At 43.7% G+C, this 24,355-nt stretch carries 25 protein-coding genes; 21 read left to right on the top strand and 4 right to left on the bottom strand.

The window, feature by feature from the left end; translation table 11 throughout:
• Positions 1–96: 96 nt before the first annotated feature.
• Complete coding sequence (locus tag HFE01_RS06130; protein WP_167438454.1) at positions 97–597, top strand: DUF2798 domain-containing protein; 501 nt, start codon at positions 97–99, stop codon at positions 595–597.
• 186 nt (positions 598–783) lie between these two features.
• On the opposite strand, the gene HFE01_RS06125 is transcribed toward HFE01_RS06130, so the two are convergent.
• The 3 genes from HFE01_RS06125 to lexA form a co-directional block, all read right to left on the bottom strand.
• Positions 784–924, bottom strand: coding sequence for a hypothetical protein (locus tag HFE01_RS06125; protein WP_162835279.1), 141 nt, complete (start codon positions 922–924; stop codon positions 784–786).
• Between the two features lie 41 nt (positions 925–965).
• Positions 966–1,130 (bottom strand): hypothetical protein, encoded by a 165-nt coding sequence (locus HFE01_RS06120; protein ID WP_016821950.1) that lies wholly within the window; start codon positions 1,128–1,130, stop codon positions 966–968.
• Between the two features lie 420 nt (positions 1,131–1,550).
• Entirely contained in the window at positions 1,551–2,177 is a 627-nt protein-coding gene (gene lexA / locus HFE01_RS06115) for a transcriptional repressor LexA (protein WP_013310545.1), read from the bottom strand.
• Positions 2,178–2,366: 189 nt separating this feature from the next.
• Here lexA and HFE01_RS06110 point away from each other — a divergent pair, with 189 nt between their 5' ends.
• The 4 genes from HFE01_RS06110 (at position 2,367) to HFE01_RS06095 (ending at position 4,628) form a co-directional block, all read left to right on the top strand.
• Positions 2,367–2,735 carry a LysM peptidoglycan-binding domain-containing protein gene (locus HFE01_RS06110; RefSeq protein ID WP_017427698.1) on the top strand — a complete coding sequence of 123 codons (369 nt, stop codon included), beginning with the start codon at positions 2,367–2,369 and terminating at the stop codon, positions 2,733–2,735.
• Positions 2,736–2,843: 108 nt separating this feature from the next.
• On the top strand, positions 2,844–3,050 hold the full coding sequence (locus HFE01_RS06105; protein ID WP_016821948.1) for a DUF896 domain-containing protein: 207 nt from the start codon (positions 2,844–2,846) through the stop codon (positions 3,048–3,050).
• A 117-nt stretch (positions 3,051–3,167) separates the two neighbouring features.
• On the top strand, positions 3,168–3,677 hold the full coding sequence (locus HFE01_RS06100) for a hypothetical protein (protein WP_013371492.1): 510 nt from the start codon (positions 3,168–3,170) through the stop codon (positions 3,675–3,677).
• A 156-nt stretch (positions 3,678–3,833) separates the two neighbouring features.
• Entirely contained in the window at positions 3,834–4,628 is a 795-nt protein-coding gene (locus tag HFE01_RS06095) for an HAD family hydrolase (RefSeq protein WP_181955925.1), read from the top strand.
• A gap of 97 nt (positions 4,629–4,725) precedes the next feature.
• Here the strand turns inward: HFE01_RS06095 and HFE01_RS06090 are convergent, their stop codons facing one another.
• Positions 4,726–5,268, bottom strand: coding sequence for a 1,2-dihydroxy-3-keto-5-methylthiopentene dioxygenase (locus HFE01_RS06090; RefSeq protein ID WP_019687427.1), 543 nt, complete (start codon positions 5,266–5,268; stop codon positions 4,726–4,728).
• 281 nt (positions 5,269–5,549) lie between these two features.
• Between HFE01_RS06090 and metH the strand changes: the two genes are divergently transcribed.
• From metH to HFE01_RS06010, 16 genes are all read left to right on the top strand, one after another.
• Complete coding sequence (metH, locus tag HFE01_RS06085; protein ID WP_044788161.1) at positions 5,550–8,990, top strand: methionine synthase; 3,441 nt, start codon at positions 5,550–5,552, stop codon at positions 8,988–8,990.
• 79 nt (positions 8,991–9,069) lie between these two features.
• Entirely contained in the window at positions 9,070–10,002 is a 933-nt protein-coding gene (gene rnz, locus HFE01_RS06080; RefSeq protein WP_016821944.1) for a ribonuclease Z, read from the top strand.
• 571 nt (positions 10,003–10,573) lie between these two features.
• A complete protein-coding gene (locus HFE01_RS06075; protein WP_243208147.1) occupies positions 10,574–11,314 on the top strand; it encodes an HAD-IIA family hydrolase in 741 nt (246 codons plus the stop codon).
• Positions 11,315–11,378: 64 nt separating this feature from the next.
• On the top strand, positions 11,379–12,197 hold the full coding sequence (locus HFE01_RS06070) for an Fpg/Nei family DNA glycosylase (protein ID WP_026065468.1): 819 nt from the start codon (positions 11,379–11,381) through the stop codon (positions 12,195–12,197).
• Complete coding sequence (locus HFE01_RS06065) at positions 12,187–13,035, top strand: deoxyribonuclease IV (protein ID WP_029515048.1); 849 nt, start codon at positions 12,187–12,189, stop codon at positions 13,033–13,035. Before HFE01_RS06070 ends, HFE01_RS06065 begins: the two co-directional genes overlap by 11 nt.
• Before the next feature lie 78 nt (positions 13,036–13,113).
• A complete protein-coding gene (locus HFE01_RS06060) occupies positions 13,114–13,452 on the top strand; it encodes a cyclic-phosphate processing receiver domain-containing protein (RefSeq protein ID WP_016821941.1) in 339 nt (112 codons plus the stop codon).
• Positions 13,449–13,763 carry a thioredoxin family protein gene (locus HFE01_RS06055; protein WP_016821940.1) on the top strand — a complete coding sequence of 105 codons (315 nt, stop codon included), beginning with the start codon at positions 13,449–13,451 and terminating at the stop codon, positions 13,761–13,763. Before HFE01_RS06060 ends, HFE01_RS06055 begins: the two co-directional genes overlap by 4 nt.
• Positions 13,760–14,533, top strand: a complete 774-nt coding sequence (locus HFE01_RS06050) for an ABC transporter ATP-binding protein (RefSeq protein ID WP_017427705.1) — start codon at positions 13,760–13,762, stop codon at positions 14,531–14,533. The genes HFE01_RS06055 and HFE01_RS06050 overlap by 4 nt, the downstream gene beginning before the upstream one ends.
• Positions 14,534–14,555: 22 nt before the next feature.
• A complete protein-coding gene (locus HFE01_RS06045; RefSeq protein ID WP_026065469.1) occupies positions 14,556–15,614 on the top strand; it encodes a 23S rRNA (cytidine(2498)-2'-O)-methyltransferase RlmM in 1,059 nt (352 codons plus the stop codon).
• A gap of 178 nt (positions 15,615–15,792) precedes the next feature.
• A complete protein-coding gene (locus tag HFE01_RS06040) occupies positions 15,793–17,286 on the top strand; it encodes a serine/threonine protein kinase (RefSeq protein ID WP_167438456.1) in 1,494 nt (497 codons plus the stop codon).
• 40 nt (positions 17,287–17,326) lie between these two features.
• Entirely contained in the window at positions 17,327–18,304 is a 978-nt protein-coding gene (locus HFE01_RS06035; RefSeq protein WP_167438457.1) for an SAF domain-containing protein, read from the top strand.
• A gap of 22 nt (positions 18,305–18,326) precedes the next feature.
• Entirely contained in the window at positions 18,327–19,040 is a 714-nt protein-coding gene (locus tag HFE01_RS06030; RefSeq protein WP_167438458.1) for a hypothetical protein, read from the top strand.
• Positions 19,037–19,894, top strand: coding sequence for a hypothetical protein (locus tag HFE01_RS06025; RefSeq protein WP_031461588.1), 858 nt, complete (start codon positions 19,037–19,039; stop codon positions 19,892–19,894). Before HFE01_RS06030 ends, HFE01_RS06025 begins: the two co-directional genes overlap by 4 nt.
• Positions 19,894–21,732, top strand: a complete 1,839-nt coding sequence (locus tag HFE01_RS06020; RefSeq protein WP_167438459.1) for an ATPase, T2SS/T4P/T4SS family — start codon at positions 19,894–19,896, stop codon at positions 21,730–21,732. The genes HFE01_RS06025 and HFE01_RS06020 overlap by 1 nt, the downstream gene beginning before the upstream one ends.
• The gene (locus HFE01_RS06015) at positions 21,722–23,806 is read left to right on the top strand and encodes a hypothetical protein (protein ID WP_167438460.1); all 2,085 of its coding nucleotides are present in this window, start codon (positions 21,722–21,724) and stop codon (positions 23,804–23,806) included. Before HFE01_RS06020 ends, HFE01_RS06015 begins: the two co-directional genes overlap by 11 nt.
• 49 nt (positions 23,807–23,855) lie before the next feature.
• Entirely contained in the window at positions 23,856–24,335 is a 480-nt protein-coding gene (locus tag HFE01_RS06010; RefSeq protein ID WP_016821930.1) for a hypothetical protein, read from the top strand.
• Positions 24,336–24,355 lie beyond the last annotated feature (20 nt).

Below are 24,355 nucleotides of genomic sequence, written 5' to 3'. Positions count from 1 at the left end.
TCTTTGTCTGTTACGATATGTTCATAAAAAGTTCACTTACATGAAAATTTGGTTGCAGCTAAAATAATCACATCCAAAAATGAAAGGTTGAATTAAATGCCAACAACTAAAAAGGAAAGCTTTTACTTTGGGGTTATTATGTGTTTTGGAATGGTCGTTATTATGACCTTCTATAATCTTTTGATTAACGGATTGATTGGAAAAATTAGCTTGATTACCATTGCTGTTGAATTTCTAATTGGATTTATTATAGCGCTCATATTAGATTTATATATCGTGGATCCTGTAGCAAAGAAAGTTGCTTTAAGTCTACCTTTTGATAAATCCAAAAAAATATTTTTAATTATCACGATTTCAACATGTATGGTGTTCGGAATGGCCTGTTCTATGTCTTTCTACGGTTTATTAACTTCAATTCTAAGTCAGGGTATTGGCGATCATTCATTATTTGAAGCCTATTTAGAAATTTTTATAAAGAACTTTGTTGTGGCCTATCCATTACAATTATTGGTTATGGGTCCTGTTGTTCGAGCCTTGTTTATAAAATTTATAAAGAAAAGCGGGCAAGTGGGACCTTATAAAAAAGTATTAAATTAAATAATAGAGCAAATCCATTGCAGCAATGTTAAGCTAATGAATGGTTTTACAGCTAGAAATGTTTAAGTTATGAAAATCGGATACAAGTTTGAGGAAGCTATAACTGGCGGGATTGGTAGTTTGGTGTATTATTTAACACAAAAAAAGCAGGAAGAATTCTTCCTGCTTTTTGCTTGAAAATAATTATTAACGTCTGCGTTGTCCATCATTCACGCTAAACAGATTAACAGCCAGTGCGTTACCTCTTGCACGCGCATTGGCTCTTTGGTTGGAACGGATGTTTAATCTTCTTCTTCTCAATTCACGGTTGCTGTGTCTTCTGCTCATAATATCACCTCCCTTCAAAGAAATGAAGGTACGGTTAAATCTTAATGATGTTTATGCTTACGCTTGGAAATTTTGATATTTAATGCGTTAGTTGCGAGTGCATTTCCGCTTCCTGTTTTAGCAGCTGCGGCTTGAAAGACTTTAACGACCAGATATCTGTTTTTCCCGATGCGATGCTTATACGTTTTAACTCTATTTCTGATCATCTGCATAACTCCTTTGCTTTAGGTCTGCTATATACATATGTCAATTGTGCTAGTAATGTATCAGCATAAATCTACTAAAGACAAAAAGAAGCTAGTACCTATGTTCCTAAATGTTTAACAAAAAAAGCTCATGCTAGCCTGCGTTCGCCTTCCCAACTTTACGTTATAGAGGAAGGCCACCGTAGGTTCATATGTGTCAAATTTCCATTTGTTTAGCTAATAAAAGTAAACAGTTTAAGATCAGAGTGGAACTATCTCGGATATGGGGCGGATATAATAGTAGAGACAATATAGGTTGCTGAAAAGGAAAGAATAGTTGGAGACACATACATAGTAAATATAACAAAAATATAAAACCGGCTCGCCTAGGCGGCCGGTTTTATATTCGTGGTAGTATAACGGGGAAGAAAGCACGATAAATCAGTGGAAGTCCCGGAAGAGTCCAACAACCTTGCCCAATATGCTGACGTGTGTCAGTCGAAGTGGCTCAAAGGCTGGATTTTCAGGTTGAAGCCGGATATGATCTTTTTCTTTGTAAAAGGTTTTAACTGTAGCCTCGTCTTCATCTGTCATAGCTACTACAATGTCTCCGTTATCAGCAGTCTGCTGCTGACGTACGATTACATAGTCTCCGTTAGCAATACCAGCTTCAATCATGCTTTCGCCTACAACAGATAACATGAATATTTTATCCTCACCAACAAAGTGTTGGGGAAGAGGAAAGTAATCTTCAATATTTTCTGTCGCCGTAATAGGAAGACCAGCGGTTACTTTGCCGACGACGGGAACACGACTAATGGAGTAATTAATCAAGTTGCTGTTATCCGATTCGTCTTGACCGAGTAATTCAATAGCCCGTGGTTTCGTAGGATCGCGGCGAATGAGTCCTTTTTTCTCCAAACGATCCAAATGACCGTGAACCGTAGAACTGGAGGCCAATCCGACTGCCTCGCCTATTTCGCGCACAGAAGGGGGGTATCCCTTTAGACGCACTTCATTGCGGATAAATTCAAGAATGGCCTGCTGGCGGCTCGAAATCTTAGACATACCGTATCAACCCCATTTAGTAACGTTTGGGAAAATTATAGCATAGAACCTCCGTTCGTACAAACATAAGTTCTAAATAATCCCTAAAAATATTCACGAACTTTTGTTCTCTTTTCTATTGAACAAAACAAACGTTCGTGTTATATTGTGAAAAACATAAGAACAAACGTTTGGAGGACGCGGCCAATTATGAAATATAGCACTTATCAAAGTATTTTTCCGATGAATTTAGAGAATTTACAGGAGACCCGAAAAGAGGGTAAGGTACGTTTATTACAGGCTCTTACCAATACTCTTTTACTCAAGCTTCTTATTCTAGTAATTATCGTTTGGGTTGCAGGGGCAGGTGTACTTACGGTTTTCGCAGCACCTCCAGTTTCCAATGAAGAAGTGATTAAGCTGACTGTACAACCTGGAGATACGTTATGGAAGATTGCCGTGAATCATAAACCGGAACGAATGGATACACGGGTATATATTGAAGGAATTGTACGTATTAACGATTTGGAGGATCGGGGGGTGCAGGCAGGTCAGGTACTTAAGCTCCCACCCTTCTGATCTATAAGACTATAGAGCTTGTCTAGGAGCGCAATGAGGGAGCCTTGACAAGCTCTTTTCTACATGTCAAAGTGTATTATATCTTTGCTTTTATGGAGGGGACACAATTTGGATATAGACAGTTTGGTACAGCGCATTAATGAATTAGCGCGCAAAGCAAAAGCCGAAGGATTGACGGAAGAGGAAACCACGGAGCGCGCCAACCTTCGGGAAATTTATTTAGGCAACATTCGCCGTAATTTTCGGCAGCAACTTGAAACCATTGAATTTGTGGACGATGATACGTCGAAGGGAAATGGCGGGCTGAAGCATTAATGTTGCTAAAGCCTGCATCATTTGCCTTTTGTTATTAGGTATCTTTCTTGGTATCTATATAGATCAGCTTTAAGGCAATTGTTTTAATGTAATATTTATTGGGAAGGGAATTGAGAGATGGCCCGATCATTTGAAAGAAAAGTACGTAAAAACACAGCGCATTTAAATAAAACGCGCAAGAAACAAGGCATTCAAACCATTAACGGCGCAGGTTCAGCAATGGACATTTTCCGTGGCCGTAATATTACTGTGCCAATCATGCTGGCTGGTCTTGCTGTATTGTACATGCTTATGAGTTACTTTTTGACTAAGACCGGCATGCGGGGAATGGATTGGCTGGTATTTGGCTTGTACTTGATGCTGGCTGTTATCTTCTTCATTCGCCGTCCTTATTTAAAAGTGGGAAAAGATACCCTTTATATGTTAAAAGGTGGCAGAGAACGGCCGATGACGGCAGGGGACATGAAAGCCATCAAAATTGAAAAGGGTTACGTTACCGTTGAAAGAAAAGGGAAGGGCGGTAATTTTATTTTCACAAAATCACTGGGACGCTATGATACAGATGCCATCGCAGAGCGCCTTGAAAAATTTGCACTATCCAATCAGATACAGGTAGATAAGAAATAACCGATTTAGCCTGTAGCTCTGTAAGTAAGGCCGTATGATGTTATTTTTCATATAACATGGTGCGGCCACTTGCTTAATATGGGCACACATAACGATCTGATTCGTGACCAAACAGACAAGCTTACATATACAGTGGAAAGAGAGTGGATAATTCGTATGACGATTCAGGCGATAATGTTTGATCTTGATGATACCCTTCTGTGGGATGAACGTAGTGTAGAAGAGGCATTTGATGCAGCATGTCAAACAGGTTCCCGAGAAACAGGCGCTGATCCGAAAACGCTGGAAGAAGCCGTACGCAAGGAAGCGCGCGCTTTGTATGAATCCTATGAAACCTTTAGTTTTACTCAAATGATTGGCATTAATCCGTTTGAAGGACTGTGGGCGAATTTTACAGCAGGTGAGCAACCTGAATTCCGCCAATTGGAACAGTTGGCTCCTGTTTATCGTAAGGAATCATGGCGCAGAGGGCTTCAGCAACTGGGGATAGATAATGAGGAGTTGGCGGAAAAGTTGGCTACCCAATTTGCTTCGGAAAGACGTGCACGTCCACATGTATATGAAGAAACGTTTGAAATTCTGGATCAATTGAAGGGACAATACAAGCTGCTATTGCTGACAAATGGTTCCCCTGATCTACAACAGGAGAAGCTGGATGGAGTTCCTCAATTGGCTCCTTTTTTTGATCATGTTGTCATTTCAGGTTCTTTTGGTCGGGGCAAGCCTGATCCTTCTATATTCCAGCATGCTTTGGGACTTCTAGGAATTGAACCTGGACAAGCTTTAATGGTAGGAGATAAGCTGACGACTGATATTCAAGGGGCTTTGTCAGCTGGTGTACATTCGGTGTGGTTGAATCGGAACGATAAAACCAATACTACAGAGATCAAGCCGAAGTTCCAAATCAAGCATTTGTCTGAGTTGCATGGAATTATTCAATCTTTAAAGTAAATAATCTACAGTCTTCTAAACAAGTATAAAGAAAACTCCCTTCGCTCGATATGCTACAGAGCAGAGGGAGTTTTCTTATTGACACAATACATCGTAATTATGCTGTAGTGAATGTTGGATCTTCGAACGGTTCAGCAATCCATCCATTTTCTTCGATGAACAAGCGGACTGCGACGATCTTTTGATTTTCCATTAAAGTGAAGAAGTGCGGTGTATTTTCAGGAACAGAAATAACGTCGCCTGGTGAAAGCTCTACATTAAAATAGCCGATCTCTTCAGAGCCTTTAATGATAAAAATCCCTTTACCAGCAACAATGGCGCGGATTTCATCCTCGGTATGGGTGTGAATTTGCTCGAACTTGGCCAGCAGCTCCTCCAAATTCGGCGTTGCTTCAGATAAAGTGATGACGTCCCAGATTTTATATCCGCGACGTGCGGCTAAATCTTTGATTTCAGGTTCAAATGTTTTAAGAACAGCGGCTTTTTGATCATCTGTCAAAGTAAAGTTTTCTTGCAGCTCCCCTGGCAGCTTGGAAGCATCCCAGTGTTCATACAATACCTGGTAGCTCTCCAAAAATTCACGTACTCGCTCTTCACCGCTAATTCGCTCATTCGTATTACGTATAAAAATTTCTGCCATGCACAAATCCCTCTTTTCCACTTGGATTAATGTTGTATAAAGAATACCATGTCTTAACCAGTTGTACAATACAGGCTGAAGCATTTATGTGGGAACGACTATAGTAATACGATACAGTTTAAAGACGTTCGTCTATAACGATGCATACTACAAAAATAGATCAGCTAAGTCGTTTGTAAAGAAGAATAGCCTGCATAAAACGTATGTTTTTACTTCAATCTATCTAAATGATACGGTTTCTGCTAAACTAGGATTTAACGTTTTGCGGGGGTGAAGAAATTTTGGATAAAGTTAGCTTGCAGGATGCGTTACAACGAAGAATACTCCTTCTTGATGGGGCTATGGGCACTATGATTCAGCAGGAAGACCTTTCTGCCGCTGATTTTGGTGGGGAAGAGTTAGAAGGCTGCAACGAGATGTTGGTCTTAACAAGACCGGATGTCATTCAAGGGATTCATGAAGCATACTTGGAGGCCGGAGCAGACCTGATTGAAACGAATACATTTGGAGCGACATCCGTCGTTTTGGCGGATTACGATATACCAGAACGTGCCCGTGAAATTAATCTGGTGGCGGCCAAACTGGCGCGTAACGCGGTGGATAAGTACAGCACTGCGGACAAGCCTCGTTTTGTTGTAGGAGCTATGGGTCCAACTACAAAAACCTTGTCTGTCACAGGCGGTGTTACATTTGTAGAGCTGATTGAAAGCTATCAGGAGCAGGCTTTGGCGCTTATTGAAGGTGGGGTAGATGTTCTTCTGTTGGAGACCTCACAGGATACGCTTAACGTTAAGGCAGGTAGCATTGGAATTCGTCAGGCTTTTGAGCAGACAGGGATTGAGCTTCCATTAATGATTTCTGGCACGATTGAGCCAATGGGAACAACGTTGGCCGGACAAAACATCGAATCCTTCTGCATATCACTCGAACATTTACATCCAATCTCGATTGGACTGAATTGTGCTACAGGTCCAGAGTTTATGCGTGATCATATTCGTTCTTTGTCTGAAATGTCCTCTGCAGCTATTAGCTGTTATCCAAATGCGGGCTTGCCCGATGAAAATGGTCAATACCATGAATCGCCGGATTCATTAGCTCGTAAAATGGCTGCTTTCGCTGAAAAAGGCTGGTTGAATATTGCGGGAGGCTGTTGCGGTACTACTCCAGAGCATATAAGAGTAATGAGTGAAAGTATGGCGCAGTTTGAGCCTCGTCAGCTCGTAGGTCATCATCCTCCTGCCGTATCAGGCATTGAGCCTGTGTATATTGAACAGGATAATCGTCCGTATATGGTTGGTGAGCGAACGAATGTTCTGGGTTCCCGGAAATTCAAGCGTTTGATCGTGGAAGGCAAATATGAAGAGGCGTCTGAAATTGCCCGCGCTCAGGTAAAAAGCGGAGCACATGTCATTGATATTTGTGTGCAAGATCCGGATCGTGATGAAATGATAGATATGGAAGCGTTCTTGAAACTGGTTGTAAACAAGGTGAAAGTACCATTGGTGATTGATACCACGGATATTAAAGTTATCGATAAAGCACTTCAATATTCGCAAGGTAAGGCAATTATTAACTCCATTAATTTGGAGGATGGTGAAGAGAAATTTGAGAAAATGGCTCCTATTATTCATAAATACGGCGCTGCTGTTGTTGTCGGAACGATTGATGAACGTGGACAGGCAATTGGGCGTGAGGATAAGCTCGAGGTAGCTAAGCGTTCTTATGATCTGTTGGTGAACCGTTACGGTTTGGCAGCGGAGGATATAATTTTTGATACGCTCGTATTCCCAGTAGGAACAGGGGATGAGCAATATATCGGTTCGGCTAAGGAAACGATTGAGGGCATACGTATCATTAAAGAAGCACTTCCCGGGGTTCATACCATATTGGGCATCAGTAACGTATCCTTTGGTTTACCGGAAGCGGGTCGTGAAGTGCTCAATTCTGTCTATTTGTACGAATGCACCAAAGCGGGACTGGATTATGCAATTGTAAATACGGAGAAGCTTGAACGCTATGCATCGATCCCCGAGCATGAACGGAAATTGGCGGAAGACCTGATCTATAAAACAAATGACGATACGTTATCTGCATTTGTAGCAGCTTTCCGTAACAAGAAAGTGGAGAAAAAAGAGAAGATATCAAACCTTTCGCTCGAAGAACGGCTGGCTTCCTATGTAGTGGAGGGAAGTAAGGAGGGACTGATCCCGGATCTGGAGCAAGCGCTCGCTAAATATTCTTCTCTGGAGATTATTAACGGACCGCTAATGAAAGGGATGGAAGAAGTAGGACGTTTGTTTAACAACAACGAACTGATTGTTGCGGAGGTTCTACAAAGCGCTGAAGTAATGAAAGCATCCGTGGCTTATTTAGAGCCGTTCATGGAGAAGAATGAGTCCTCAGTAAAAGGTAAGATTTTGTTGGCTACGGTTAAAGGTGATGTGCATGATATAGGTAAGAATTTAGTGGAGATTATTCTATCCAACAATGGTTACCATATTGTAAATCTGGGTATAAAAGTACCACCAGAACGCATCATTGAAGCTTATCGTGAAGAAAAGGCTGACATGATCGGCCTGTCCGGTCTGCTTGTTAAATCGGCACAACAAATGGTGCTAACCGCGCAGGATTTGAAAAATGCGAACATTGATATTCCAATAATGGTTGGTGGAGCTGCCTTAACGCGTAAGTTTACTAAAAATCGTATTCGTCCTGAGTATGATGGGCTGGTAGCGTATGCGAAAGATGCTATGGATGGACTGGATATTGCCAATAAGCTTATGGACCCTGAGTCCCGTAAAAAAATGGCCGAGGACATGAAGGCTGAGCAGGAGGCGGAAGCGGCAACGGTCGTGGAGGTCAAGCCGCTCCCTAAGCTAACTCGGGCTGTACGTTCTAACATTGCTCAGGATTTGCCCGTCTATATCCCGCCGGATACGGATCGCCATGTACTGCGTAACTACCCACTGAATTATATTCTGCCTTATGTGAATATGCAGATGCTAATGGGGCATCATCTTGGCTTAAAAGGCAATGTTGAGCAACTGCTAGCTTCGGGGGATCCGAAAGCGATTCAGTTGAAGGAAACCGTAGACAGCATCATGTTTGAAGCTGTTACAGACGGAATTATTCAGGCGAGTGCTATGTATCGGTTCTTCCCAGCTCAGTCCCAAGGAAACCAAATTCTAATCTATGATCCATCGGATGTAAGCAAGGTACTGCACACATTTACGTTTCCACGTCAGCAGGTAGAGCCTTATCTATGTCTGGCTGATTTTTTGAAATCAGTGGAATCAGGGGTTATGGACTATGTAGGTTTTATGGTTGTTACCGCTGGTCATGGCATTCAGAAGCTATCTACCCAATGGAAAGACAACGGAGATTATCTGCGCTCACATGCACTTCAAGCGGTAGCGCTCGAAGTGGCAGAAGGGTTAGCAGAACGGCTTCACCATATTATCAGGGATAGCTGGGGTTTCCCGGACCCTGCCGATATGACGATGAAACAGCGGCACGGCGCCAGATATCAAGGTATACGGGTATCCTTTGGCTACCCGGCATGTCCGGATCTGGAGGATCAGGGACCGTTGTTCCAATTGTTAAAACCTGAGGACATTGGCGTTGAGCTAACGGAAGGGTTTATGATGGAACCGGAGGCTTCAGTATCAGCCATGGTGTTCAGCCACCCTCAGGCGCAGTATTTTAACGTCGAAAAGGTTTAACACCTTTATCAGATGGGATAGCAAAAACCCTCCGAGCTTCGGAGGTTTTTTGCTGGTCAGCAGGAAGAAGGTAAATGTCATGGAATTATATTTTCTCGGTACAAATGCAGGGGTACCTACAATTCAGCGAAATGTAACGTCCATTGCTCTTCGTTTACTGGAGGAACGAAGAAGCATGTGGTTGTTTGACTGCGGTGAAGGCACTCAACAGGAAGTGTTGCGTTCGCCGCTCAAGCTGAGCAGACTTGAAAAAATATTTATCACTCATTTGCATGGGGATCATCTTTTTGGTCTGCCGGGTCTTTTGTCGAGCAGGGCATATCAGGGAGGTACGGCACCTCTGACGGTATATGGACCGCCTGGTCTTCAGCAATATATTGAGCTATCTTTAGGGATCAGCCAATCTCGTATCAACTACCCACTACATATTGTGGAGCATACGGGCGGGGTTCTGTTCGATGACGGTCAATTTCGGGTGGAGTCAGCTTTGTTGGATCATCGTATCGACAGTTATGGCTACCGAATTGTAGAGATGGATAAGCCCGGTAAGCTTAACCAAGAACTGTTGGAGCGATACGGGATCAAGCCTGGCCCAGTGTACGGTAAATTAAAGCGTGGAGAAAGTGTGGAAGTAGAGGGTGGAGTTATTCTGCATCCTCAGGATGTATTGGGTTCACCTAAAAAAGGGCGGATCGTCACTATTTTAGGTGACACGAGACCTTGTCCGAATACAGTAGTGCTGGCACGAGATGCAACTGTCGTCGTTCATGAAGCCACATTTCTGCATGATCTGGCGGATACGGCGTACGAGTATCATCATAGTACGGCGCTTCAGGCAGCGGAAGCTGCCAAAGCCGCAGGCGCAGGGCAGTTAATTATGACGCATTTTAGTTCTAGGTATAAAGATCAAGAGCAGCTTCAGCCTTTGCTGGAGGAAGCGCGAAGCCTATTCCCCAATTCATTGCTTGCGGAGCAGCATGTGTTGTTACCGGTACCTGATATCGGCCAATAAATGATTGGAGAAAAGATATGTGCATAGGTGCCGGGGCTTGCTCCGGTGCTTTTCTTTTTCCCTAGAAATTATTTTCCGGGAAAGCGCAGGATGCGACAAGAGGTGAGACGGGCATTAGTATGGGATGAACGAAATTGTTCTACCACATATGGAGGCATGTCATATTGGAGCTTCTATATATCGAATTTAAAGGATTTAGTTGCTTGAGTACGCCCAGGAAATACAGGGAATTTCCTTTGAAGACGTAGCATCTTCGATGAGATTCGACGAAGAAATGATCTTATGCTATGTGGAAGCGACGGCTTTTAGCGAGGGATGACGCTATTTTGGATGGTTTACCAGCAATACATGGACTTCATAAGCATTTTTGACTTAAGATAGATGAGAGGAATGGAAATGACCGATTATTTAATGCCCTAAGTCATTCAGGTGGTTAAATAAAAAGGAGAATACCATTCATGGGGTGAATTATTATTTTCAATGTTATGATGTATGAAATGAAGCGGGGGAGGGGATTGCGATAAAATCGTTACTAATTGATCTGGATGGAACACTTTATCATGGAAATCGGATGATCAAGGGTGCGGATCTGTTCATTTCGCGATTGCGTTCAGAGCATATACCTTATGCATATGTCACCAACAATGCTTCACGCACACCCGAATTGGTGGCCGAGCATTTGATTGGTATGGGAATTGAAGCAGCTAGTCATGAAGTATATACTTCAGCGTTAGCAGCTGCACAATATGTTGCACAGCAAAGCCCTGGAGCTCATGTATATTGTATTGGTGAAACGGGATTACGCGAGGCACTCACAGGGGCTGGCTTGCAGCTTGTTCAGAATCATCCTGATTATGTGGTACAGGGGATAGATCGTCAATTTACATATGAAACGCTGGCAGCTGCCATGCGTTGGATTCGTGAGGGAGCTACATTTATTTTGACAAATCCGGATCTACAATTGCCTTCGCATGACGGGCTTACACCAGGTGCAGGTACCATTGGAGCTGCCATTGAAGCTGCTTCACAGGTCAAACCGGTCGTCATCGGCAAGCCTTCAAGCGTGCTAATGAATTATGCACTAAATCGCTTGAGCATTAGAGCGGATGAAGCTCTGGTTGTGGGCGATAATATGCTTACAGATATTGCGGCAGGTGCAGCAGCAGGTTGTAAAACAGCTCTGATTCTGACGGGTGTGACGACTCGCGCTAATATGGATGAACATATTCGTACCGTTGGAGTAAAACCTGACCTGATGTTTGAAAGTTTGGACGAACTGCAGGAATGGATGCAAAAAGAGCTGAAATCATAAAAGGATATGACTTAGAAATATATGAGAATTCAAAGCTATGAGCTACGAAAGGAAAGATGTTGATATGCCGGAACTTCCTGAAATGGAAAACTACAGAATCTTATTATCAAAACAAATTTTGGACATTCCGATTACTGGAGTGGCGGTTAGCCGTGAAAAGTCCATTAATACTGAAGTGGAAACCTTTAAGAAGCAATTGCTGGGTGCGACCGTTGTATATTTAGAGCGTCGGGGCAAGCATTTGATTTTTCATTTAAATACGGGTAAACGGCTTGTGCTTCATCTCATGTTGGGAGGATTGTTGTATCTGGGAACGGAGGAGCAACGTCCAGACCGTACGGTTCAGATCGAATTGGATTTTAGCGGAGCGAAGCTTTATTTTATCGGACTGCGCTTAGGTTATCTGCACTTGCTGACGGCTAAAGAAACAGATGAAGCTTTGTCAGACCTGGGACCTGATCCGTTAGACCGTCGTATGACATTGGAAAATTTTACAGCACGTCTAAAAGGGCGACGGGGAATTTTGAAAACAACACTGGTAAACCAGCAGGTTTTTTCGGGGATTGGCAATTGCTATTCGGACGAAATTGCATATATCGCCGGATTTACACCGGGTTCCAAGGTGCAAAATATTGTGCAATCCCCAGAAAAAGTGGAGAAGCTATATCATGCTACTCAATCCGTACTTCGTGAAGCTACTGCGGAGGGCGGTTATATGGAAATGCCTCTAATGGAGGGAGACACGCTCACAGGTGGCTTTGATCATCAGTGTCGAGTATATGACCGTGAAGGAGAAGAATCTCCAAGCGGTGGGAAAATTGTAAGAGTCGAGCTGGCGGGGAAAAAAGCATTTTATTGCCCGGTGCAGCAGCATGATGCCTAAATTGCTTATCGGCTCTCACGTGAGTACGCGGGGTGGCTTTTCCAAAGCTGCTATACGTGCACGAGAGCAGGGAGGACGTTCATTTCAATATTTTCCGAAAAATCCTCGTAGTCTCAAGCTGAAGGAATGGAACTCCATAGATGCTGCTGCTTGTAAAGATTACTGCTCAGAGCACCAGCTTCAATCTATTGCTCATTCGCCCTATCCCGTTAATCCAGCTCATGGTCGCGAACGTGGTCAGGAACTTTACGAGTTGATGGTTGCTTCATTACGCAACGATTTGGATATTGCTGAAGCCTGTGGATCGAAGGGGATAGTTGTTCATTTTGGGCATATGCATTCGTCTGACCCGCTGGAGGGCTATCATAATATTATTAACTGTCTGAATGATGTGCTCGAAGGCTGGCAGGGAAATGCTAAAATATTAATTGAAAATCAAGCTGGGGATCACGGTCCCATGGGAACCACGCTCGAGGAAATGGTCCAAATTCGCCAATTGTGTCGAGATCCTGGCAGTATCGGATTTTGCCTGGATACTTGTCATGCGTATGCAGCAGGATTGTGGAACGGTGGAGTGGACGAGGCTTTGTTTGAAAAAGGGGACCGTCTCGGTTATTGGTCAGCGCTGTACGGAGTTCATTTGAATGATTCCAAACACCCGTATGGCTCTAAAAAAGACAGACATGCGCGCGTAGGGCAAGGTTACATTGGTATTGAAGGCATGCGCTGGATAACAGAACAAGAAGCTGTAAGAGGTATTCCCGTCGTTTTGGAGAGTGAGGCGGGACCTGATGGGACACATCAGGAGGACATTCGAATGATTCAAAGCTGGGAGTAAAAAATTATTTTAAATAAATAATAGTTATCTTAGAGGCTTATGTAAGCTTACTTTTTTGGGAAGAAGGGGGAGAAGTTGGTGTATTTGTTTATGGACGATTATCGACCTTGTCCTCCAGGTTTTAAGCTGGCAAGGGACGCGGATGAGTGTCTGCTTCTGCTTCATGAATACCCAATTTCGATACTATCGTTAGATTATGATTTGGGTCCGGGTCAACCGACGGGAAAGGATGTAGCTGCTGCTATTGCAAGTAAACAGTTATATCCGCGTGAAATTTACTTGCATTCCTCCAGTCCGCAGGGGCGGCGAGCCATGTATGAACTGCTTTATGCGAATAAGCCGGAGGGAGTCACTGTGCATAACGGGCCGATTCCTGAGGTGCGTATGCAAGAGATCATAAACGAGTCTAAGCGATGAAAGAGATCGGACAAAAAGAAGCACGCCGTGCCATATGGGAGGGATGCAAGCTGGCTTTGTTTGTATACACTCCCATGTGCGGAACATGCGCGGCAGCCCGTAGAATGTTAGAGGTAGCAGAGCATTTGCTCCCCGAAGGAGCAGTGGTGCAGAGCAACATTAACTATATTCCTGAACTGGTTCAGGAGTATCGGATTTCCAGTGTCCCCGCGCTTCTTATATATAATGGTGAAAACAAAAATCCTGAAATCATCTACAAAATGGAATCTGTAGAACACTTGCTGAGCAGGATAAGGAGCGTGATGGAATGATATCCATGAAGAACATTACATTACAGCGGGAAGAAAGACGTATCTTGGACGATGTAAGCCTAGAAATACGAGAAGGTGAACATTGGGCTATTCTGGGTCGAAATGGTTCCGGCAAAACAACATTGTTGGAAATGATGACAGGGTATATGTTTCCAAGTCGTGGTACGATTGAGGTGCTTGGGCAAACGTATGGTCAATGTGATGTGCGGGAAGTTCGCAAGCAGATCGGATACATTAGCCAGACATTACTGGAAAAGCTGGCGCTAAAAGATCCCGTTTGGGAAGTAGTAGCTACAGGTGCGTATGCTTTTTTGCGTTTTTATCAGGAGATTCCGACGGAGGCAAAAGAAAAAGCCGTATCTCTTTTGGAGGGTATGAATTTAGGCGATCTGATTCATCACCCGTTAGGTACCTTATCTCAAGGAGAACGTAAAAAGGTAATGCTGGCCCGCTCGCTGATGGCTGAACCTCGCCTACTGATAATGGACGAGCCTTGTGCCGGATTGGATTTATTTGAACGGGAAAAGATGTTGGTCGAGATTGATCGGCTTCGCAAGCGAGACTTATCAGTGGTCTATGTAACTCATCACATTGAGGAGATTGTCCCTCTCTTTACGCATGTTGCGTTGATTCGGGATGGCAAGGTCGCAGCTGCTGGATTGAAAAAAGAAGTTTTAACGAAAGAATTGATTATGCACACTTATGAAGTTCCAGTTGAGCTGGAATGGGATGGAGAACGTCCCTGGATCCGGGTGTGCGCTGGAGGGTAACGTTATTTTGGAGGAACTATACGTGAATACAGATGAACAGAGTGAGTCCACTTTGTCGACATCGAGATTTGTTTGTACGGCCAACCATGGTTTTGCACCCTATGCTCAGGAGGAGCTTAGAAGATTATTTGGCTCTGTGAAAAGCACGATGCTTCTACCTGGTGAAATTTTTCTAGCAACATTACCTGCGCAAGAAAATGAGGCAGTGAAGACGATTACAGGCCAGCCACCGATGTTTCTGCGTCACTTGTTTCCTGTTCATTTTCAGGAGGAAGGTACGGATCTGGTTCAAGTGCAAGAGCGTCTGGTTGCATTTATCCGTAACCGCAGGGAATTGATAGATCAACGTGTTTCTTTGCAAGTACGCAAAGGATCTAATAGCAGTTGGGCTGAAAGCGCAGGTGCGCTCAAGCTGGCTTTGAGTGAACAATTAAGTGATCTACCTATGGAATTAGTAGTACAAGGCGCCGATGTTATTGTGTCCGTTTTTGCAGATACAGATACGTGGTACGCAGGCGTATCACATCCTCAGGACAACCTATCAGATTGGAGCGGAGGTGCAGTTCGTTTTCAGAAGGAGGACGGACAGATCTCGCGTGCCAAATTCAAGCTACTGGAAGCAGAAGCAACGTTCGGCATTGATTTTAGCGCTTTCCATCAGGGACTGGATATTGGGGCAGCACCGGGTGGATGGACTTCCTTCTTGCTGGAGCGTGGATTGAAAGTTACAGCGGTTGATCCGGCCAAGATGGAGCCATCGCTGATGAAGTACGCCAATCTGACATTTTTGCGTAAAAATGCAAGTGAAGTCAAATTTAAAGAGAATTCGTTCGATCTGCTGGTTTGTGATATGAGTTGGAGTCCAAAACAGATGGCAAGGCTCGTTACTGATTTACTGTATAGTTTGCGGAGTGGTGGTACGGCTATCGTAACAGTCAAGCTAATGCATAAAAAGCCCTTGGCGCTTATTCATGATGTGATTGCTTCCTTTGAAGAGTCCGGCATGCAGATTCAGCGAGCCAAACAGCTTTTCCATAACCGAGATGAGATTACCCTGTATATGATCAAGTATGGAAAATAATTCTTTACAATAGATGCAGTGTGCTATATAATAAATCCAAATTGTTCCTTTAAAAAATATTTGTATTAAATCAAGGGAAAGCATCCCGCGAAAATTGTTTTCATGTCATTATGAAGACTTCATTTTGCGGTGGCTTTCCCTTTTTTGCGTTGTCTGCTTGTAGAAGGGAGGTAAGAGAATGATGAATCAACCATCACAATTAGAGTTCGGGTCAATTGTCGGTGAACGTTACCGAATTATTCGTACGTTAGGTTCGGGAGGCATGAGCCGCGTGTTCATGGCCGAAGATTTAAAGCTGCCGGGCAAGCATTGGGCAGTGAAGGAGTCGATTGCCGACCCAAAAATAATGAAGATTGTACGGACGGAAGCCGAAATGTTGATTTCGCTAAGCCATCCACGTTTACCGAGGATTGTTGATTTTTTTGAATATCCTCCATCTGGTGCGGTATATCTGGTTATGGACTACATCGAAGGAATTACACTGGAAGCATACATGAGGGGATACCAAGGCTGTATTCCACAGGAGCAAATCATTCCATTCGCTCTGCAGGTACTGGATGTACTTGATTATTTGCATACCCGCCAATTGCCAGTCATTTATCGGGACCTCAAGCCGGCGAATATTATGCTGACACCGGAAATGGAATTTAAACTGATCGATTTTGGGATAGCGAGGAGCTATAAGTCCGAGCTGGATCAGGATACGATAAAGCTGGGCACAGTGGGCTTTGCTGCCCCAGAGCAATATGGAACAGGACAGACGGATGCTCGCTCGGACCTGTACAGTCTAGGGGCGTTACTATTGTATCTATGTACAGGTGGTAAATATAGCGAGTGGACAGCAGGAGTTGAAGGGTATATTCGCGGGGAATTGCCTCGACATTTGATTCCGATAATTCGAAAGCTGCTGCGGCATCATCCTGAGGAACGATTTCAGTCTGCTGAGGAGGTCGTTGGAGAACTGAGGCGCAGTGCTAATTTTCAGTCTGCTCAACCAGGGAAATCTGTTAGTAATGCTTCATCGGATTATGCTGGAACAAGGGTAGTGGCAGTGTTGGGTGTGTCTTCCGGCTCCGGTGCTACGCACACAGCAATTGCAGTGAGCCACTACTTGGCTCGAAAGACCCACTCCGTAGCCTTGGTTGAGCTGCATAGTACAGCTAAGGCATTTGCCCGACTGCAAGAAGTCGTGGAAGGCATACCTGTTGGACAAGCAAGTTCAAGTCGGCGTTTTGAAGTCGATGGAGTTCATTATTGGCGGCAAACATCTCGTGCAGATGTCATTTCCTTGCTGGGAGGATCCTACAGATTTATCGTACTGGACTTGGGGAATGGGCAGGACAATGAACGACTGGAAGAATTTTTGAGAGCCGATTATCCGCTAGTTGTTGGCTCAGGGGCCGAATGGAGAGTTCAGGATATAACGGGTCTAGCCCGATCTCTTCAGCGTCATCCGCAACACAAATGGAATTACTGCTTGCCATTGGCACCCTCGGGAGCTGTCCGCAGGTTACGAAAGGAGCTAGATCACGATAAAGTATTTGCGCTGCCGTTCCATTCAGATCCTTTCGAACAGGATGATGAAATGGATCAGGTATTGGACGAGCTTTTTCGTGGAGTCATTACAGACACTCGGAAAAGACGTTTCAGATTCCTTAAACAGCAGCACTAAATAGGCAGGTATATATCTAAAGAGGTAGGGGAGAAGCTGTGTGTCCAAGCTAAGAAAAAGCAGCAAACAAAAAATATACGCAGGTTGTGTTGGCGCGGGTATTGTAGGCATGATCTTTGTGGGCTACCTTATGGTGAATATCCATCAAATGAGTGAGATCAGGAAGCAGGCAAAGGTGGAGGCAGAGCAGAAATGGAAACTGTATGAACAAGAGCAACGGACTGCGAAAACAGGCTGGGCGGTTGTTCGTGACATTTCACCGGGCGAGCAGATTACATCTAATGATTTGAAGGGAATTAAGGTTCCTGGTTCTCAAGCCCCGTCTAATTTGTTGACAAATAAAAGTGAAGTTTCTCGCACTACAGCTAAGATAGAATTAAAAAAAGGAGCTGTGCTTACATCAGCTATGATTACTGCTGATGAACCCACACCTAAGGATCTACGCAACCGTGAGTTAAAACTGGTGGTACTGCCCAGCAGTCTGAAGCCAGGGGACGAGGTAGATATTCGCATTCAATTTCCAACAGGTCAGGATTACATTCTATTATCCAAAAAGAAGATTTCTCGGCTAGAAGGCCCAACCGTATGGGTTACTATGAATGAGCAGGAAATACTATCCCTTTCGAGTGCTATTGTAGATGCCTATCTGCATAAAGCATCCATCTATGCTCTGACATATGTAGATCCCCAATTTCAGCCCAAGGCTATACCGACCTATCCGCCTAATGCACAGGTGTTAGCGTTAATGAATAGTGATCCGAATTTAGTCCGTGTTGCTGAACAAAAACTGTCAAAGCAGCTACGAAATTCTCTAGAAAATGCAATTAATTCATCAAACAGTGTGATTTCAACACCTGTGGAAAAAGCTCTAAGTGAGGAGGTTGCAGCTCAGCATGCAGGCACAACTATTGAAGATGCAGTAAGTGGAATTGATGATACAGGGGGTGAGGAACAGGACCACGAAGAACAAACGAAGATTCTAACGCAGGGTGGTAGCTCTGATCCGTATGCCAAATAAATGAGAGAAAAGGAACGGAAGTATGAAAACATGGATATTTGCCGGTCTTTGTGACAAAAGCGATACTTTATTATACATCAGCAGCGTATTGGCAGCTTCAGGCCAACAGGTACTGCTTGTGGACGCTACACTGCGGGAACAATATCGGTATAGCATAGGAATGCTCGATAAACCACTACCCATTACACAGTTTTGTGGATTCGATGTGGCGATTGGATTTACAGTATGGGAAGATCTGCATATCGGTATGCTGGCTGATCAAAAGGCAGAACAGACTTATGACATTGTTATTTTGGATGTAGAGCTACCTGATTTTTGTCCAATTTCTGTTTGGAAAACTTCGGAACTCCGAGTTTGGGTCAGTGATTATAGCCACATGCTAATGCACAGCGGACAGAATTGGCTTGAGCATTTGTTTGGCCAACCTGGATTTCCCAAAGATCTTGTATTTCACAAGCTATTTATACAGGCAGTGGATTGCGGTGTGGAGGAGGCGTATTTGTGGGAATACATGAATCGCTTTCCTGCCTTATGGCAACCAGCGCCGTATGTACTGCCATGGGATGAAGGACAGCTTGCTCTAAAGCTGGAAAATGAGCATAAAAAACAGCTTCTGTTAAAACCTCTATCCAGAATATATAAGAGAGAATTGTGCCGTTGTATTGGAGAATGGATGAGTTGGGAGATAAAAGAAAGTCGTCGTGCGCTAAAGCGTGCGGAAAGGAGGAGAGCATGAGCACCATTTTGTTTTGGAGCCCCACTAAGGGAGCGAGTGGAAGTAGCTCATTAGCGGCAGCAATAGCAATTACCATAGGTAATTTATATAGAGGAAGACTTTTGTTGACTCATTTGGGCCGTAGGCATACCGGTATTGAATCAGGATTTCCTATACAGGAGTATGGCATGGACGATCCAAGTCTACAGATTCAGGAAGGGGGCTGGGATGCTGTTTCACGTTTAGTTCTGAGAGGGACGCTGTCTAGAGAAAATATTCGTAACTATACGACACCTGTACTAGAACACACTCTGGATGTACTTGAGGGAACCTCTGGTTTTGGAGCTGCACCGCCGCTACTTTCCCCTGATCTTGTAAAAGTGGTAATTGATACAGCGAATCAATATTATGATTTAACGCTGATTGATGCAGGGAGTGGAGTAGGCTGGGGGGCTGTACAGCATGAAGCATGTGCACGTGCCAAACTAGCCGTTCTTTCGCTCACTCAGAATATGCGTGAGTTGGACGCTTATTTTGAATCTGTGTCTCCATTATCCACATATTCGTCATTACCCATAATAGTTGTCCTTGGAAAATATGATGTGCATTCACAAGCGAATGAAGCGAATATCCGCAGGAGATATGGCTACAAGGGTACTTTGCTTACAGTCCCTTACAGCACCGACTTTATGGATGCATGGAACCGCAGGGATGTGATTGGTCATGTGCAACGCGAGGTGCGAAGTGGAAAAGAGCAGCAACGTAAGCCTTTTATGTCTGTAGGATGGGCGCAGAGCATACGGCAGATTAGCAAAGCTATTCTGGAGGCGGCAGAGTCCGATCTTCGGCTCAAGGCTTTGGAGAGGGGCGCTTAATGCTGTCCGCTCATATGATCAACGGATTAATTATTACCTGCATTGTGCTACTGTGCATCGTACTGATTATTTTTAAATATCGAGGAAATCTTCACTCGCAACATTCAGCTCTTCGGGTAGAACCAAAGAGCGAAGATGCCACATTCGAAACATTGATAGAGTATATCAAAAATGCGCTTCATGAACTAAGTCATAGCCAGATGGCGGATGCCGGATTACATGAAGAGGAATATAGGCGGCGTATCCATCAAAGGGCAGAACTACGAAGGGCGTTAAAGGACTGTGCCAATGGCAGCAGTGGAGATAAACGTTTTGTTAAAAATCTGATGAGTGAGCTTCTGATTAACGGTTACGGATTGAACGAGAAAATCGCCGATACTGTTATGCCATTCTCCAGACCTGAGTTGTTTAGCACACAAGATCAATTCGAAATTATTTTTTACCAATATCAGCAGAAATTTGGCGCGGATGCACTATCACGTTTGCTGGATACTTATGACTTAGCCGAAATGAGGTATTCACAGCAAGGTGAAGAGGATGGAAGCTATTTCGTAACGACAGAGGATATCCGCTATATCTATGACTGTGAATACCGTCCCCTTTCCTTTATGGAGAAAGTGGATATTATTGTGCAGCGGATTTATCAACATTACAAAGGTTTTTCTGTCATTGATGATATTCGTGACCAGAGGATCGATGGTGTAAGTGGGGGTGTAAGTGGTGTGCCGGAAGGGAGTATTTCTTCATCACCACAGTGGCCTTCAGATAGGTATGCATTTGAACAAACCTCTGCGCCCATAATGAATGGATATGAGAGTGTATGGATTTTCTACAAAGGTAAAACTATCCACCTTTCATTCCTCTCCTTTGGATCGGAACGTGAGCTTAAAAGGGTATGTCAAAATATTTACAAATACAATTACCCAGGACAGCTTTCTGAAGCGAATGGTTATAAGGTCAATGAAATGAAGGATGGATCACGGGTAGTAGTAGTGCGCCCGCCTTTCTCTGAATCATGGGCTTTCTTTGTTCGTAAATTTGATATTCAAAGCGCTTCGCTCGAACAGTTAATTAGGGGACAAAACGCTGATGTTCCAATCCAGCTACTATCATATCTAATGAAAGGCAGTCGGATTACTGCAATTACAGGTGCGCAGGGTTCAGGTAAGACAACATTGTTAATGGCGATGGTCAAGCATATTTACGCTTCGTATACGCTTCGCGTTCAGGAAATGGCCTTTGAACTGCATCTACGCAGCATTTACAGTCGCCGTAATATTCTTACTTTTCGAGAAACAGATCATATTTCAGGGCAACAAGGTCTTGACTTGCAGAAAAAAACAGATGGAACCGTTAATATTCTAGGCGAAGTAGCGAGTGATGAAGTAGCTGCTTGGATGATTCAAATGTCGCAGGTTGCTAGTTTGTTCACTATTTTTACTCACCATGCTAAAACATTTCGTGATCTTGTATTTTCACTTCGTAATTCACTGCTCAAAACAGGAGTATTTCAGCATGAAGATATTGCTGAAGAACAGGTAGTGCATGTCATTAACTTTGATGTTCATCTCAAGCGTGATGCGCAAGGGCGGCGTTATATCGAACGGATCACCGAATGTGTACCGCGTAATCCAGAGGAGCATACGAATGTAGGTCCCAATGCTTCATCGAGCTATAGCTATCGCCATGTTATGGAATATCGAAATGGAAGCTATATACCAATGGAGCCCTTAACAGCTAAAAGTGTAGAAGAAATGTGTGAGCAGATGAATGCAAATGATGCGGCAGATTTCCGCAGTTTTTTGACCCGTTATTGGGAGGAAGACTATGAGTCTTAAAGAAATTTTATTATGGGTTTTGCTTATATCAGGTGGGGGATTTGCAGTTCTATATACAGCTTTGTATGGGTTGCATAAGCATAAGAGCTATGCAGTTCGCAGAGGTAGAATTCATTCTGTACAGGAAGCACGAAAGGGAAAAGCGGTACTTCAACGGGAACTTCAAACTTTAATGCATAAATTGTATACGCTGTTTATGAGGGTCCCTATCACAGCTGGATACATCACAAGTGTTCGTAAGCGACTAGCTGGTCAGCATGCATACGATGAGTATAAGCTTCGTCTGCAGACCATGAAGATGATACTGTTCATTTGGGGGGCTTTTGCTTGCAGCGGCGTTGTGCTGTTGATGATGAAACCAGGAATAGAGTTTGCTGTATTGGCCGTTTTATGCGGAGTGGTAATCAACAGCCTTATTATAGACGTGACCACTAGCCAAATGGAAAAAAGGCTACTTGGGCAAATGATCGAATTGTTCGCCAATGTACGTCATCACTATCATCAGCACGGTATGGTGGAAGAAGCCATATCCGAAGCAGCCGATTTAGCAGAGGCAGAGGCTGGAAGACATGCACGGCTCATCCATGAGGCGCTGACAGATGCTGATCCCAACGAGGCCCTCGAAAGATATTATGAATCAGCTCCAAATCGGTTTTTAAAAGCCTTTGCTGGTATCTCGTATATGGTCATGGAGTTTGGTGATCGGGTTGAGGATGGTGGTTCCATTTATTTAAAGGGGCTAAGCAGTCTTGCACGCGAAATCCAGTTGGAGTTGCTGAGGAGAAATAAACTGGACTACCTGCTAAAAAGTTTAAACGTGATCGCTCTGGCCCCTGTTTTCTTTACTACCCCAATCGAGAGATGGGCGAGATCCAGCTTTCCATCCATGGATGAGTTTTATCAAGGGAAATTGGGTTATATCACAAAATTGACCGTTTACATTGTTATCATCCTATCCTACTTTCTGTTACAGAAACTGCAACAGTCCGACGAGACAGGATATCGTGCGGGTAAAGGGCGGAGGGTGTGGGAGCAGAGGTTATATCGTATGCCCATCATTCGTAATATGGTGGATTCTCTAATTCCTCGGCAGCATATGTCATCTTATTTCCAGATAACCCGACTCCTAAAGGAAAGTGGTGCGGAGGTAAAGCTCGAGTGGCTCTACATTCGCAGAATTGCTCTTTTTATCTTAGGATTAGTGCTTAGTATTAGTACTATATTTGTTTTACATGGAGCTGAAAAAAGGCATATCCTTCACGCGCCAGTACAATCGGGGCAAATGTTTGGACGTTTAAGTCCGACAGAGGAAAAGGAAGCTTTGAAGCAGAGTGAGATTGACCGCAAAATCATGCAAATGTTGAACATGAAAGCGGACAGCACATACGAGCGAACGTACGCTGCTTTAGAACATTATGCTAATGGCACAGCTACTCCAGAGCAGCTATCCAGGAATACTCATCGAATCCTCCAAAAGCTGAAAGATTGGAATGAAGAATATATAAAGTGGTGGGAAGTACTGATTAGTATGATTGCTGGGTATGTAGCCTACCAAATGCCCATACTTTTATTATATTTGCAACGGAAAATGCGTCATTTGGACATGAAGCATGAGGTCTATCAGTTTCAAACGGTTATTTCCATTTTACGGGTTATGGAACGAATGTCTGTCGAGGAAATATTGGAGTGGCTGAATAGATTTTCAGTAATCTTCAAAAGACCTCTGCAAAAATGTCTGCTTCATTACGAACATGGACCAGAGGCGGCTCTCGATTTGTTGAAAGAAGAAGCACCTTTGCCGGAATTTCAACGTCTGGTGGACAAGCTCCATTTATCTTTAGGTAAAATCACCATTAGAGAAGCATTTGATGATTTGGAATCCCATATGTCCTACTATTTTGAACAAAGAAAACAGGAGTATGAAAAAATAATAGACAGCAAGGCGATCTGGGGGAGGATGATTGGTTTTGCCCCGATGTATGGTCTTATCTTTTTATATTTGGTGATTCCGCTGATCGGTATGAGCTTTGTTCAAATGGATAGCTATTATGAGCAAATACAAAAAATTCAGTAAGTAAGTTCAATGATGATTAACCAATATTACAAGTTGAGGAGAGAAAAAAATGAATAATGCATCAACGGCATTAAAGGTAGCCGCTGGGATATTTTTGACCATCGCACTAATCACAATTGTAGTTATACTGTTTATCTCAGCTCAGGAAGCCACTAAAACGGCACAAAACAATTTCGCCGATATCCAGACCGAATTGTCTCAAGCCTCTTTTACGGTATACGACGGCACAACGATTAGCGGCTCCCAGGTAACCAATGCGCTGCGGAAGTTTCAGGGAAAAGACCAGTTCGGTATTCAAATTAAAACTGGCAAAAACATGTCAGGACAGTGGTACGGAAATGCTCTGAACATTAGTCCAGACAGTGAGCAGTATGGCGCTGTGAATGGCGGCAGTGATAAGACAGGAAAAATCGCGAATACACTGAATGAAAAGGAGAATGAATATGTAAATCCAAGTGGTAAATTCAAGGCTGAAATCGTTAAAGACAAATCTAACGTGGTACGTGGGTTGTTGTTTACCCAGTCTTAAGTAGTACAGCAAGAATAATA

The sequence above is a fragment of the Paenibacillus sp. EKM10P genome, from assembly GCF_011800655.1.
GTDB lineage: Bacteria > Bacillota > Bacilli > Paenibacillales > Paenibacillaceae > Paenibacillus > Paenibacillus polymyxa.
This window is presented reverse-complemented; position numbering and strand designations above follow the sequence as displayed.